The organism is Parasedimentitalea nitratireducens (genome assembly GCF_057444295.1).
Genome location: NZ_JBYAXC010000007.1, coordinates 62,964 through 75,754, shown reverse-complemented (window position 1 = coordinate 75,754; position 12,791 = coordinate 62,964). Strand labels below are relative to the sequence as shown.

General features: G+C 50.4%; 14 protein-coding genes and 1 tRNA gene. 5 read left to right on the top strand and 10 right to left on the bottom strand.

Annotated features, from left to right (window positions below; all coding sequences use genetic code 11):
- Positions 1-116 precede the first annotated feature (116 nt).
- Complete coding sequence (locus tag AC2T28_RS18270; RefSeq protein WP_486750082.1) at positions 117-1,091, bottom strand: potassium channel family protein; 975 nt, start codon at positions 1,089-1,091, stop codon at positions 117-119.
- 616 nt (positions 1,092-1,707) lie between these two features.
- On the opposite strand from AC2T28_RS18270, the gene AC2T28_RS18265 reads away from it, so the two are divergent.
- On the top strand, positions 1,708-3,087 hold the full coding sequence (locus AC2T28_RS18265; RefSeq protein ID WP_486750081.1) for a tyrosine-type recombinase/integrase: 1,380 nt from the start codon (positions 1,708-1,710) through the stop codon (positions 3,085-3,087).
- On the opposite strand, the gene AC2T28_RS18260 is transcribed toward AC2T28_RS18265, so the two are convergent.
- Positions 3,084-3,350, bottom strand: coding sequence for a hypothetical protein (locus AC2T28_RS18260; RefSeq protein ID WP_486750080.1), 267 nt, complete (start codon positions 3,348-3,350; stop codon positions 3,084-3,086). The two genes, AC2T28_RS18265 and AC2T28_RS18260, sit on opposite strands and share 4 nt — an antisense overlap.
- A gap of 98 nt (positions 3,351-3,448) precedes the next feature.
- On the opposite strand from AC2T28_RS18260, the gene AC2T28_RS18255 reads away from it, so the two are divergent.
- Complete coding sequence (locus AC2T28_RS18255) at positions 3,449-4,645, top strand: MobA/MobL family protein (RefSeq protein WP_486750079.1); 1,197 nt, start codon at positions 3,449-3,451, stop codon at positions 4,643-4,645.
- 4 nt (positions 4,646-4,649) lie between these two features.
- On the opposite strand, the gene AC2T28_RS18250 is transcribed toward AC2T28_RS18255, so the two are convergent.
- The 3 genes from AC2T28_RS18250 to AC2T28_RS18240 are packed head-to-tail and all read right to left on the bottom strand — an operon-like array spanning position 4,650 to position 5,368.
- Entirely contained in the window at positions 4,650-4,880 is a 231-nt protein-coding gene (locus AC2T28_RS18250) for a hypothetical protein (RefSeq protein ID WP_486750078.1), read from the bottom strand.
- 10 nt (positions 4,881-4,890) lie between these two features.
- Entirely contained in the window at positions 4,891-5,115 is a 225-nt protein-coding gene (locus AC2T28_RS18245) for a hypothetical protein (RefSeq protein WP_486750077.1), read from the bottom strand.
- 46 nt (positions 5,116-5,161) lie between these two features.
- Positions 5,162-5,368 carry a helix-turn-helix transcriptional regulator gene (locus AC2T28_RS18240; protein WP_486750076.1) on the bottom strand — a complete coding sequence of 69 codons (207 nt, stop codon included), beginning with the start codon at positions 5,366-5,368 and terminating at the stop codon, positions 5,162-5,164.
- 473 nt (positions 5,369-5,841) lie between these two features.
- Here AC2T28_RS18240 and AC2T28_RS18235 point away from each other — a divergent pair, with 473 nt between their 5' ends.
- Positions 5,842-7,368: a hypothetical protein gene (locus tag AC2T28_RS18235; RefSeq protein WP_486750075.1), complete on the top strand. Its 1,527-nt coding sequence runs from the start codon at positions 5,842-5,844 to the stop codon at positions 7,366-7,368.
- 236 nt (positions 7,369-7,604) lie between these two features.
- On the opposite strand, the gene AC2T28_RS18230 is transcribed toward AC2T28_RS18235, so the two are convergent.
- On the bottom strand, positions 7,605-7,958 hold the full coding sequence (locus tag AC2T28_RS18230; RefSeq protein WP_486750074.1) for a hypothetical protein: 354 nt from the start codon (positions 7,956-7,958) through the stop codon (positions 7,605-7,607).
- The gene (locus tag AC2T28_RS18225) at positions 7,955-8,476 is read right to left on the bottom strand and encodes a replication/maintenance protein RepL (protein WP_486750073.1); all 522 of its coding nucleotides are present in this window, start codon (positions 8,474-8,476) and stop codon (positions 7,955-7,957) included. The genes AC2T28_RS18230 and AC2T28_RS18225 overlap by 4 nt, the downstream gene beginning before the upstream one ends.
- A 352-nt stretch (positions 8,477-8,828) precedes the next feature.
- Between AC2T28_RS18225 and AC2T28_RS18220 the strand changes: the two genes are divergently transcribed.
- Positions 8,829-9,350, top strand: a complete 522-nt coding sequence (locus tag AC2T28_RS18220; RefSeq protein ID WP_486750072.1) for a Pycsar system effector family protein — start codon at positions 8,829-8,831, stop codon at positions 9,348-9,350.
- A gap of 16 nt (positions 9,351-9,366) precedes the next feature.
- Positions 9,367-10,323, top strand: a complete 957-nt coding sequence (locus tag AC2T28_RS18215) for an adenylate/guanylate cyclase domain-containing protein (RefSeq protein ID WP_486750071.1) — start codon at positions 9,367-9,369, stop codon at positions 10,321-10,323.
- A 385-nt stretch (positions 10,324-10,708) separates the two neighbouring features.
- Here AC2T28_RS18215 and AC2T28_RS18210 read toward each other — a convergent pair.
- From AC2T28_RS18210 to AC2T28_RS18200, 3 genes are all read right to left on the bottom strand, one after another.
- Positions 10,709-10,785, bottom strand: a tRNA-Met gene (locus AC2T28_RS18210).
- Positions 10,786-10,920: 135 nt separating this feature from the next.
- Positions 10,921-11,877, bottom strand: a complete 957-nt coding sequence (locus AC2T28_RS18205; protein WP_486750070.1) for an alpha/beta fold hydrolase — start codon at positions 11,875-11,877, stop codon at positions 10,921-10,923.
- Positions 11,878-11,902: 25 nt separating this feature from the next.
- A complete protein-coding gene (locus tag AC2T28_RS18200; protein ID WP_486750069.1) occupies positions 11,903-12,757 on the bottom strand; it encodes a PaaX family transcriptional regulator C-terminal domain-containing protein in 855 nt (284 codons plus the stop codon).
- Between the last annotated feature and the right edge of the window lie 34 nt (positions 12,758-12,791).

The following is a 12,791-nucleotide window of genomic DNA, read 5'->3' as shown; positions in this document are numbered from 1 at the left end:
GTGGAATTGTGCAGCCAGGACCTGTTTCACCGCGTAGGTTTGTTGGCCAAAAAGTGAATCCCAATCCCTTGGTTGATCATTGGATGGAACTTTTCGGGGTGCTGCAGATATCGTATCTAAACCACAATCTCGATATTCTTGTCCGCCATGCCTGCCGATATCTCGGTGGCACTGAGCCGTTCTTGTGCAAGGTAATAGAACACACCCAAAGCGCCCAGGGTTTCGGGGAACGGCCGGAAAATGACCTGTGCATTGTTTTGTTGGGAAATTGCGATCAAGGTGGCTTCTGCTTTACGCATTGCAGTATCCAGCGTGGCAGTCTCAACTGGGGTAGCTGCAGTGGCAGAATAAATTGTGGCACCAACATTGGCTGCGGACAAAGCCATCAAGATCTTGCCCGATCCAGGATCTTGAGCCGCACGCACCAGAGATTCGCTGGCATTTGATACGACAGGTTCAATACCCGCAATCTTTCCGGCCCGGCGCGCGGTGTCCCGGTCTTCAAAATAGGCTGCAATATGCAGGTCTTCGTTCAACTCACGGATGGCAAGGCAGGTGTTGAACGTCTCGGCATCGCTGTCGGCATAGACAATGGCCTTTTGCGCCTGCGCGATAGCTGCTCGGCGAAGGGAGCCAAGCGCATCCAGTCGATCTGATTTCACGAGATACAAATTATCAGGAAGATCGCCAAGGACCTCTTTGGCCAGAAGAACAATTTTGTCGTCGCCGTCGTGTCCGGCAATCAGGTTTTCGACCATAAGTGGCGTCTGGTCTCGGTGATAACCAACGATAACAGTGGCGTTTCTCATGCCTTCGTAATTTCCATAGCCATCGGCCATTCGTCGTATCCTTTCAACCATTGTCCCGGCGAGGCGCCCCAATACGGCCGAGAAGATGAGTAGAGACCCAGGGAAAAACCAGAACGCTGCGATCAGGCGTCCGGCTTTGGTCTGAGGCGAGATGTCTCCGTAGCCAACAGTTGAGGCAGTGGTGGCCGCAAAGTAGATGAAATCAGTAATGCTTTGGGTGAGTTCAAGTTCACCTGCAAGTCGAAATAAAACCCAGGAAATGACAAAGAAAACAAAGGCCATTACGGAAATCAGCCAGAGTTTCAGCTCCGAAACTTCTCGATAGAACCTGAAGAATAATTTGTAGACTATCAGCAATGGGTGATCTCAAATAGTTTCACTATACTGTGGAAACTTGGCTCCTGCGCTAGGTGATGTCAATTCCCATGCCGAATGGGTCAAAAGTAACCCATTGAAATCCCGAAACCTCTTTTGGGTTTCGCGCTGATGAGGGGGCTTGCGCATTGGCCAAGGTAGCCATGAATTCAAATAACCTGTGCCAACGGAATTGCCCTGACACAACGGCTCATTCATCTCGGATTTTGGTCTGGGGATTTGGTGGCGGTACAGGGACTTGAACCCCGGACACGCGGATTATGATTCCGCAGGATACCGTTCACCTAAAGGTTCAGACTGATACATCAATGTTCAAATTGAGACGGGTCAATACGGAAAATTACCTTTGAATGCAGGTGATTATGTTTCTTCGGTGAGCTTTGTCTGCAACATAAGTTGTCTAAACCTGTCCCACCCTTTCTCATCCAATCTAAGCGGTTTTGCAGTCCCGCGCAGTCCAGGTTTGGGATTGTCGGAAGTCGCCAATTTCGTTTCTGCAACAACGAAATGATTGGAACGACAAGTGAAAAAAGAGATCACCGACCGCGCAGCTAAGCACGCCGAAATTAGGTCCAAACGCTATCACATAAAGGACACGAAGGTTGAAGGCTTTACCTTGCGGATAATGCCGAGCGGCAAGAAATCCATGGCGGCGATGTTCCGGGATCATCGGGGGAAAAACCGCACCATTACCATCGGTGGGTATCCCGAGATGAGCATCAAGGTGGGCCGGGAACGATGCAAGAAGATTATCTATGGCCTCAAATATGTCGGTGAGGACTTTGAAATGCCCACCGGCGCGCAAAGAAATGACCAAACGACCCTCGCGGAGCTTCTGCTCGAGGCGCAGCAAGCGTTTGCGGGTACTAAGAAAGGGTGGCGTCCGCGGGGTGGGCCTAAGTCGAAAAGCAATATGCGCAGCACAATTGAGTGCGTATTCGCTCCCCTATTGGATAAACCTGTTGAAGAAATCTCTGAAAAAAACATTGCCGCCTGTACGGTCAACTACAAGCCTCTTCGCCCGTTGAAAGGGAAAACCAGCGCTAATGGGCAAGTGTCACGGGCATTGGCCTATATATCTCCAGTATTTGAGTGGGCAGCACATCGCGGTGAATATGTAAAGATCGGAGCAGGGCGGTTGAACAGGCTGAACACTCCTAATGTTCATCTTGTTCATGACCCATCCGCCGATGATCCGAGCATCAAGGGTATTCGTCATCGCGTGTTGATGGAGGAAGAACTGGCAAAGATTTTGCCATTCCTGATTTACCCAACTCACCCAGCATTGCGTCGCCGAAATACTCCGCCCGAAAATGACTTCGGGCCGATAGCAATGAAGTTTGCATTCTTAACACTCGCCCGTGTCAGCGAGATTTCAAACGCCAGGTGGAGTGACGTCAATTTCAAAAGCGGAGTTTGGACACGTAAGGTAAAGGCAACCGAAGGAGGAGAACGGGAGGACGAACTTCCCCTTTCTCGCGCCGCCTTGGTTTTGCTCAAAGATCTACCCGGGTTCCGAAACCGTGTCCCCACAGCCTATATTTTCCCAAACCGTGATGGCGGTATACTTTCTAACTGGGACAGGACGAGCCGCGCTGTCTTTATGGTAAGCGATACGAGCAACTGGACGCGCCATGACATCCGCCGGACTGGTTCAACGCTTCTAAAAGAACTACGAACGCCTGTTGAAACCATTGACGCAATACTCGCACATCTCGATCCGTTGGCTAATTCTGGGGCAAGTGGTTCTGCCAAACATTACTTGGCTGCTACCCGGATTTTGGTGGGGATCGAAGACCCCAGAGTTGATGCATTGAATAACCTGTCGGATGCCTACGAATTGATCGTCAACACATCTGGCATCGACGACGAAGAGGATGGCGAGAACACGACGCGGCATTAACCCCGCGACTGGCCCCGAGAACCGGGTTTGCCAGCATCATATGACGCCCCCACCCCAGGGGGCGTTTTCTTGTAGAGTTGCAAATAGCGATCTTCAAACAGATCGACCACTTCGCAAGCTATCTCGTCAAGCGCTTCTTGCGATAACTCCAACAGATCATAAGATCTCATCCGGTGCTTGCGACAATAGCTGACAATGAACTTCATTATTTGGCTGCGTTTTTTCCGCTGAGCTTCAAACAAGTCAAGGTTTTCCGTTTGCATGATGAGTGCCCTAATTCCGTTTCAGGAAGGAGATAGGGAGTAAGGCGCACAACGGATAAAAAGCTTCGCAATTTTATCCACGCCGCCCTCAGTAAAAAATGGCATTATTTTCATTTCGGCATTCGGTAAAGACATTTTCAGCAAAGCGAACGGATCAAAGCCGCGCGGCAATAGTGGGCCAAACAGCGGCCCACATTCGTTACATCGTTCGGCCACAGGCAGCGCGTGTCGTGATGCAGGAACGGCTTTCTGGCGGTTCCCATCAGAAGGCCGCCGCCTTTGCTGAGGATGAAGCTCAAAAGCGCAAGGGACGCGTCTGTGAGCGATTTGTTATTGCACTGCCAGCAGAATCTGCCCCAGAGCACAGAGAGGCCCTGACACGAGCCTACGCGGAGCAATTGAGCAAGGGTCTTGCTGGGTATGTCGCAGCCATCCACGACCAACATGGTAACGACAGGAAGAACCCACATGCCCATTTCGTGTTCTTCGATGTTCAGCAGAAGACAGGTGGGCGCGGAAGGCCGAAGAGCACCCTTGGATTTGCCCGAAAAAATGCCATCGAAACCGCTGCGCGGGCGTGGGCCGAGCTTCACAATAGGATGATGCGAGATTGGGGCTTTGGTGCAGAATCCGAGATTAGCCACCTGTCATATGCGGAGCGAGGCATCGACAGAATTCCAACTATCCACGAAGGCGCAAGTTCCCGGGCGACCCCGGAAGCTAAGAAGAAAAGTAAAGAGAAATGGACGCACATCGACCAAGGCCACACACGGGACGAGGCGAATGCAGTTATCCGCGAAATCAATAAACTAAAAGAGGAGAAGGAAAATGCAGGAACCATTCGATTGGGAACAGGCTATGGAATCAACAAGACGAAGCGCAACGGCGGCGTCTCAAAACAGCGAGAGCGCGGTAGCGGGCATGTCGAGGCTTCTGACGGAAATCGACCGCCATTCGAACAATCTGGCCAGCCTAACCAAGAACATAGACAATCTGACAGACACACAGGACCAGCAAGTCGCCCATTCCAAAGCGGTCCTCGACTATGCCCAGGCCGCCAACCGTCATTCTTGGCGGCTGCCCGCGTTGGGCTTACTCGCCATATTCTCCATGGGCGTCGCGTTCGGCGGATTTATCGTGAGTTGATCGTACTGCGCGATACCTTGAAGGCGCGGCTTTTGCCTCATGAGGGGCAACACCGCTCGCCCCCAGAAGCAGCCGAGGCAGAACACTATCATTACCGCCCACCCAAAAAGACAAAGCCCCGCATAGGCGGGACTGAGCGTGGTGGTTAACAAGTCAGATTTCGTCGACTATTTTTTCCAAGGCATTTTCAAGGATACTATTCATCCTTTCTATTGAAGCGAGAACTTGATCGAGGTTTTCATCGTTAGCGGAATACTGCAGCTCGAGCGATTTCCCGTGTGTCAGTACCGACATTCCAGCAACAAGCTGCCCCGTATAGAGAAGGCCGTGTGTCGTATGGTGAAGGTGGAAAGGGCAATTGGGGGGATAGGTGGGATGTGTCATTTTTTGTCCTTTAGTGAAGACGGGAATTCGACGATGAAGTTTGTTGCGCACATGCGACAAGGAATAGAGCCTGAAACATGAAAGCGCGTATTCCGCCCGTTTGGGTCTCCACAACTTCGATGGATGCGTCGAGCAACGAAGTCGCTGCTTCCAGATCCCCCTCATCAATGAGATGGGAGAGCGCCAGCTTGATGCCTTCTGCTTCAATGCTGGTCAGGTTTGTGATGGGTTTCATTTTAGTTCCTTGCTTTCTAAATGTAGTCGGTGCGGTATGCTCTGGTTCAAGCCGCTGTCGAAAAATCGGGATCAATGATTTTGTTGAGATCGGACATACGCCAACGTGATGAACCGCCCAGCTTGATCGGCTCGGGAAAATCACCGCGTTTAATGTCGCGGTAGATACTGGCGCGAGACCGGCACAAGGTCGCGCAGACGGTTTTGATGTCAACGAGAGAATTTATGGGTTGCGGTGTTGGTGGAATTATCATATCGGCTCCATGGTTATAATCGCGGCACATGCCGCGATTATAAAATTGGCCATTTTTGAAAATCCGAAGGGTCAAACGGAATTTTTCCGTGAGAGCTGGCTCAGATAGCCAGAGCAAATTGATAACCTGAGATATCGCACCGTGGTGTTATATGCGGTGCATTTCCGCAGGCTTGCTAAAGCGAAATGGGAGCGATTGCTCTGGATTTCAACCCCGTAAGATAGAGTGCGAGAGCAATCAACGCATTGTGATGCAAAAAGCGGTTCTTACCATTAACTTATTGCTCGAAAGTTTTGTTCGGAGAATGAGAGCGAAATATAGGACTCCGTATTTTGCGGTAAAGAGCCCGGTTTCCTTTCAGGTCTTCATCTTGGAAATGCACGCTTCAAGGAAACGATCAGGGCAAGTAAGTTGTGAAAACGAAACCGTACCCCAGCTAATTTCTTTGGGTAATATTTATAAGTGGATTCAAAATGCACCTTAAGCTGAACGCGACAGGGCCCGCCGAAAGCCCCTCACCTCAAAAGCACGCGGTGAGAAATAGCTACAGTCGATATCCGAGCGGAAGCACTTGGGAAGTTACGGCAAGGCTAATTGACGTTTCCACCGAGGAGTTTTTTGAAAACCTTTTCCTTTCGGCTGAAAAAAATGGTGGAAATAGCTACTTCTACCCAAATCAGGACGGAGAAAAGACGATAATCCGATTTGAATGGCACCTGCCATGGCGAAACCGAGCTGCAACAGTCCGCATCGGTGTTGTTTTTGAACTTGAAAAGGGGGCTCCCCCCTTTAAGGCAAGAGGCTATCTGGCTACTTCTGAAATGTATGGAAAAGGCGAAGGTAACCCAAGTATCAAAAAAATTTCTGGAAAGAAGTATGACGAACTAAAGGCGCTATTGGATGCCCATATCAATGAAGCAGGGCGACCAAAGAGGAAGTTCGAACTAACCAGGCGCCTATTTATATTTTACATTCATATGCCAGTGTCTTTCAAAGTGACCAGTGGTTTCTCCGTGCAGAACGGGATCATTAGAGTACTCCCTTCTCAAATGTACGGTGACAAACACATCGCGGCGGTGTTGATCAAAACTACAGGCAAAACTCGGCGTGATGCACAAAGAAAAGCAGTCGAAAAATTTAGCTTATTTTTGGCAATCGGTTCAATAGCAACGGGGACACTTTGGAGAGAAGCCAATCTCGAAAATACACCTGACGAAGTGACTGGAAATATTGACCGTTTCAAAATTTCGGACGGTCACAAGGTATATGGCAAGGGCTTTGTCGATGCTCGGTGGTCCGCCGTCCCTCTTCAAAAAGAATCTAAGTCTCTAATCAGATCCCTTGTAGATCAGTTCGAGAAATTCCCCCCAAAGAAGAAAGAGGAATTTCAAAATGCCCTTCTTGCTCATTACGGAGCGTTAAGAGTTTCTTCTGAAAACCAAGCCTTGGCGATTGTTGGATTTTTGGCTGGAATGGGGGCGCTTAGCAAGCACCTTCAAGCCCAATGCTCTGGGAAGGTGATCTGCGAAAAATGCGGAACCATACATAGTCACAACCTTGTTGGGGATAGGAAGGCTATCACCGAAAACTTGATTAGCTCACTTTCAAAATCATTTCCTTTGGATAAGGAAAATTGCAACGGATTAGAAAACTGGGTTAAGCGTTTATATAACAAACATAGATCTCAGTTTGTTCACAGTGCGAGCCACCGTTTTAACGAATACAATCAACGCAATGCAAAGTCTCAGACTTCAGGGGGGCCGACAGCTGTGCCAAATGGTGCCAGAATTGTCAGGGATCTAAATGAGTTCACCACAGATTTTTCCAAGCTACCTACGATAAGCCGATTTCTGCTACTCGACCAGTTTGAGGGATACATGGATTTGTTGACGCCGGGCTCACAGTGTGGCTTCCAGATGCCTGACTTCAGAGAACGCTATACTAACGAAGCTTTCATCGGCTCTCCGACCGCTGGGTGGGTGCAAATTGCAGGTGACTAACGGCGTGTCGAGATTGTGTTTAGGCGCGCCGTGAAAAAGTGCGAGGTCTTTAATCGTCATAGATCGCAAAAATTTCAAACGCCGAACCTACTGCCAACACGCCCCTTCCAGCCATGGGAGGTAGGAGCTTTCAGCGGTCTCTCGATAAAATCGTGCGCGGCGTTTGTTGGGCTCGAAGCGGCGGCTCGTAAAAAGGGAGTCAGTTTCCTTTTTGCCCTTCGGTCTTTCCAAAGTAATTAGGTGAGTTCCATTTGGGGGGTGCACAAACTGCGTAAGTAATCCTGTTCGGGACCAGACAAAGGAAGCTCGTAGCCACCAAAATCTCGGTTTAGGCGATAATTCAAGATCATCTTAGCTCGGATCAAATTACCGGGATCAAGTGAGCTGAATAGACCGAAGTCAAATAGGCCGGAACTGCAATGGGCGGCCCAAATGAACTCGGCCAACCGTTGGCTGACACCGCTACTTGCTCGCACAACTGAAAGAAGCTTATCGAGTTCAGTGCGAATTTCCTCAGTAGTTGGAATCGGCATAGTATGTCCGTCTAAGTTTGATGAAAATATCAGGTGGCAGTTTTGAACCGTGGTCATTGAGTTTCTCCTTGGTCTTTCAACAAGACCTTGACGCGCCGATTAAGACGCCCTGGTTGATCGGATTTTTTGGTGAGTGTTTTGGTCCGAAACGCCGCTGTTTCTTTTGCACTGTCTCTGGACTTCCAAACCTCAGTCTCACTCAGGGCATACGCATAGTACGATCCGCCAACTTTGAAGCGGATCAGCGATCCAACTTCTTCTAAGTGTTTAGAAGCACGCCAAAGCGTTGTCCTGCTCAGCCCCGTTTCATCCCCCAGAGCCTCCTGAGAAGCGATAAGCGCTCCACTCGATGCGTCAACATGTTGAGCAAGGTAGGAATACAAAATTGCGGCTGACTTATTTTGCACAATGAGAAAGCGCAGTTTTACCCATCCCTTTTCGTAAACTTGGGTGAATCCCTCATTTTGCCTGTTTTTGTCGTATGCCTTCCGAGCCTCTTCCTGCTCCGCGTTGATGAAATCACGCATTTGCACCCGTTCTTCCGGCGTCTTAAGAAATGTATCGCTTGGTCCCAATTCTGATCTCCTCTGTTTCAGATACAGAGGGAAATGGACCGTTTGTTGAAATTAAAAAAAATCCGATGAAACAAATTTAAACCGTTTAATATCAATGACTTACATGTCTGAAACATCGACATTTCATTTTATTGAAACATAAGGGGGTGGTAACTAATTGATATTGCTCAATAAATAATCTTGGTCCTCTTACTCTTGGAGACGATGTCTCAAGAGTAAGAAGTCCCTGACAAATGTACTTTTGGCTTTTTTAGGGCATGCCTCAACGGGCGAGCGGTATTGTCACCTTTCATCTTCCCGGCGAAATCAGATAGTCTTCATTTCAACAATCCGTCCCAAGAGGTAGTCGTAAATGACCCCAAACCAAGCAGGCTTGATCGCCCTTCACCAAGACAACCTTCAACGAGCCATAGATTTTTTGAAATTTGCAGAGACGAAAAACGGTGCAGCAATTGCGTTCGCATCGGCGTTGGTTCTTGCTACGCTGCAAATTCGAGATCAGCTAACAGATCTCCAACCACACGAGGTTTTGGGCTTATGCATAGCTTTGGCAGCGGCCTTAGTTTCGGCCCGGAGCTTCATACCCCAATTAAGCTGGAAAAAAACAAAACAGAAGGTCGGCGCCGAAACGTCGAACCTTCTTTTTTTTGGCGATATTGCCTTACTGAGCGCCGAAGAATTTCAGTCTGAATTTTCTTCACGGTATGGTGAAGCAAGCGGGGCGTTAGAGCACGATCTGTCGGTTCAAACTGTTGTGAACTGCCGGATTGCTGCCGACAAGATGAACCATTTTTCTGTGGCGGCATTGCTGCTTGTTTTAAGCTCAGTGATGTTAACCAGTAGTTTTGTAATAGAGCTATTCAGTCGAATTTGAGCGGAGCCACTCATTTATGAGCTTAGAGACATTGAAAGAAGAGCTTTCAGAGGAGGTGGCGTCGATTTTGGCATCAGATTTTGATGTTGAGGTTGTCGAAACCGATTTCGTGCCAAAGCCAGACGACGCCAGGATCACTTTCCCCAACACGGATACTCAGAAACAAAGCTGTAAGCTGATTGAAACTTGCGTTTTGTATATCGACATCCGGAAATCGACCGAACTGAATTTGTCCCACCGGAGGGCTACTGTCGCAAAGCTATATAGCGCGTTCGGCCGTTCGATGACGCGCGCCGCCAGATATTATGGAGGACACGTTCGTGGGATCATTGGCGACCGTGTGATGGTGGTGTTTGATAAAAAGGATTGTTTCAAGCACGCTGTAGAAACTGCTGTTCTAATGAATTCAGTCTCTCAGTACGTTTTGAACAAACACTTCAAACACAATGAGATCCAATGCGGTATTGGCATAGACTTTGGGAAAATGCTTATAACTAAAGTTGGAATCGTCCGCCGTGGCAATGAAACAAATAGCTACAAGGGGTTAGTCTGGTTGGGGAGGCCAGCAAATGTCGCTTCAAAACTAACCGATATGGCGAACAAGCCGCAGACGACACGACAAGAGGCCTGCCTGAATGTTGGCTATTATTACCCCTACATCAAGGAATGGGTCTGGCTGAAGAAGAGTTTTGAAGAGTTTGTGGATGAGTTGCCTATACACTCGTTTTCACGCTCAATTATCCATAATGATCCCCACTATTACGCTCATCATAAAATTTTTCGCAACGTGGTTGAAACAAGCAGCACGCCGCCAATCTTGATGACGAAAGAGGTCTACCTTGGGTTTAAGCGGCAATTCCCTTCCTCAGACATCATCAAAAACGGATGGTTCTCTAAAAAGAGTGTGGCGGTTTCAGAGTACCAAGGTGATATTTATGGTGGCGATGTGATTAAGACTGCTTTCACTTCATAGCGATGCAGAAAATCGCTCTACATCGCAGCTGACGTGTGATGCAAAATATGAAACAGAAAATGCACACATCAAGGTGTCGCTTGGAAAATCTAAGGGTAGCGATCTGTTGGCCTGAACGCTATCGAGTTGAATGGTGCCCTGGGCGTGCACGATGCACTAAAGTCAGGATTTTAAACGCCAAATCAATGAAGTTTGGACTATCTCCAGCGATGAATGCTACTTGGTCTGCACGCCAACTTCCGGGGGCAAGCTAATAGTAAAGACAATCGGTTAGGACCGGGTTAGAATCCTTAGCGTCGGGTTGCAGTCCTATTGCAGTCCCGGTGGGAAACTCGCAAGGAGGATTTTGGCTACTGCCTGCAAACGTCTGATTTTCAGGGTGTTTTGGTGGCGGTACAGGGACTTGAACCCCGGACACGCGGATTATGATTCCGCTGCTCTAACCAACTGAGCTATACCGCCACGCTGTGTGGAGGCGATTTAGGAGGTTCACGGGGTGGGGTCAAGAGAGAAAAAGGTTCAAAATGACATTGCATGTGTTTTTCTCTCTGGGAGGGAATTGATCCGGCGTGGCACACCAAATTGGCTGTGCACTGATTAGGACAGATCCGCAGCGGTTTTCCGTATGAACTGGTCGCATAATGCCGGGGCGGTGATTGGCAACATATGCCCCTCGGCGGCTGTTACCTGGCAGGGCAGGCCGAACTGGGCCATCGCTGAGCCTTGGGTGTTTGGATCCAGTATGGCGTCGGCTTCTCCGAACAGGATTGCACCCGGAGTTCTGAGGTCGGATGCATAGCGTGTGGATTGCTGGTCAATGCGACTGCTGGCCAAGGTCGCGTCGGAAGAGGCCGCCACAAAGCTTTTCGGGCGCAGACCCAACGCGCCGCCTGCCTTGACCAAGAAATCATCGGGGCAGGAGGATGGCGCAAAGACTTGTTGCAACACGTCGGCAGCGGTGCGTTGTGCGGCAGGGATGGCAACGGTTTGCGCTATTAAGCGACGCATGAAGGGGGTGTTGACGATCAACCCTTTGAAAACGCCTGGATCAGCAACCGGGTGGGTGAGCGGAGCCAGCAGTGCCAGTCCCTTTACTTTATCCGGGGCTTCCATCGCCATCGTCAAGGCAACAGCACCACCTAGCGAGTGGCCGCATAGAATGGGCTGTTCCACCTTGCGGGCCTCTAGAAAGGCTAGGATCATCTTGGCTTGCTCAGGCAGCGTGGCCAGATCGTCGTGGTCGCGGGTCGAGTAACCGCAGCCGGGGCGGTCGAGGATGATAAGTCGGAAGTCCGGCGCAAGCAGGTCTGCAAGCGCATAGGTGAAGTGTTGCAGTTGCCCGGATAATCCGTGGATGAGGACCAGCGGCTGGGCATCAGCTGGTCCCATTTCGACATAGTGGATCAGGCCGCCGGGAACGGGTTGCAGCTGGCCACAGAGCGGCACCAGCGTTTCGGCCTGTTTCGCCAGCCGCCGTGTTTTCAAATGGGACGCACCAAGCAGTGCCGCAGGTAGGGCGGCAGTGGCAACGGCAATGGAAGCTAGGGCAGACATGTCTGAAATCCGTTTTGAGAGGTGGTCAAAGGTCGGCTGGCTCGGGCATGACCGCCAATTTTGGGCGCGGTATCCGGTCGAGCAGGGCAAAAACATTGTCCCGGCAGGCGTCACCGGGCCAGGCTGTGGGGTGAAAGCTAGCCGGAAGATCAGGATGGCGCAGCACAATGCGCCGCCAGCGGTGCACGATCAGAGTGCGCAGGGTTGCCATTTGCTCGGCGGTCAGGTCGGGTATCGGGTCGGCAATGCGGTTGAGCGCTTTTAGAAAACTGGCGCTAGATCTGGACAGCTCGGATGGGAATAGCTGGGTTTTCAGCCAATTGGGCAGGCTGATGTTGGTGGCGTCCAGCGCCATCAGATCATGCGATTTCTTGGGCTTTGGCCCCGTGCCCAGCACCGTGGTGCGATTGACCGCTATATATCCAGGAAGCAACAGCATTTCATCCAGGGCTGCCTGACCATGGGCATCAGCCGCGATCAGCACATGCCAGTTCTGTGGCGAGGCAGGTTCGCGGGCATAGATCCGGGGCGTGACAGCTGCGCATTGGTTACGGCCATATTCGGTCAGATAGTGGATCGAGGCACGCCCAGAACGAGAGCTTTCGAGCCAACCATCCTTGCGCAAGCGGTGCAGCGCCACCCGGATGGCCTCGGGTTTGATCCCCATGGGGGTGATGATCTGGGTGAGGGTGCCACCACTGATCTGATTACCGGGTTTCTGGGCCAAATCGCCAAACAGGGAAATGATCACCGACCAAACACGCTGGTTTTGCGGGTCGCTCAGCAGGTTAACAGTGGTTTCAAACCATTGGTCATCTGAATAGGTCATGTAACCTATGTAGGTCTCGCCGCCGGGCGAGACCAGTCGATTTCCGTGCAAATTCGCCGTCTTGCACAACTTGGGGCGGTTTGAT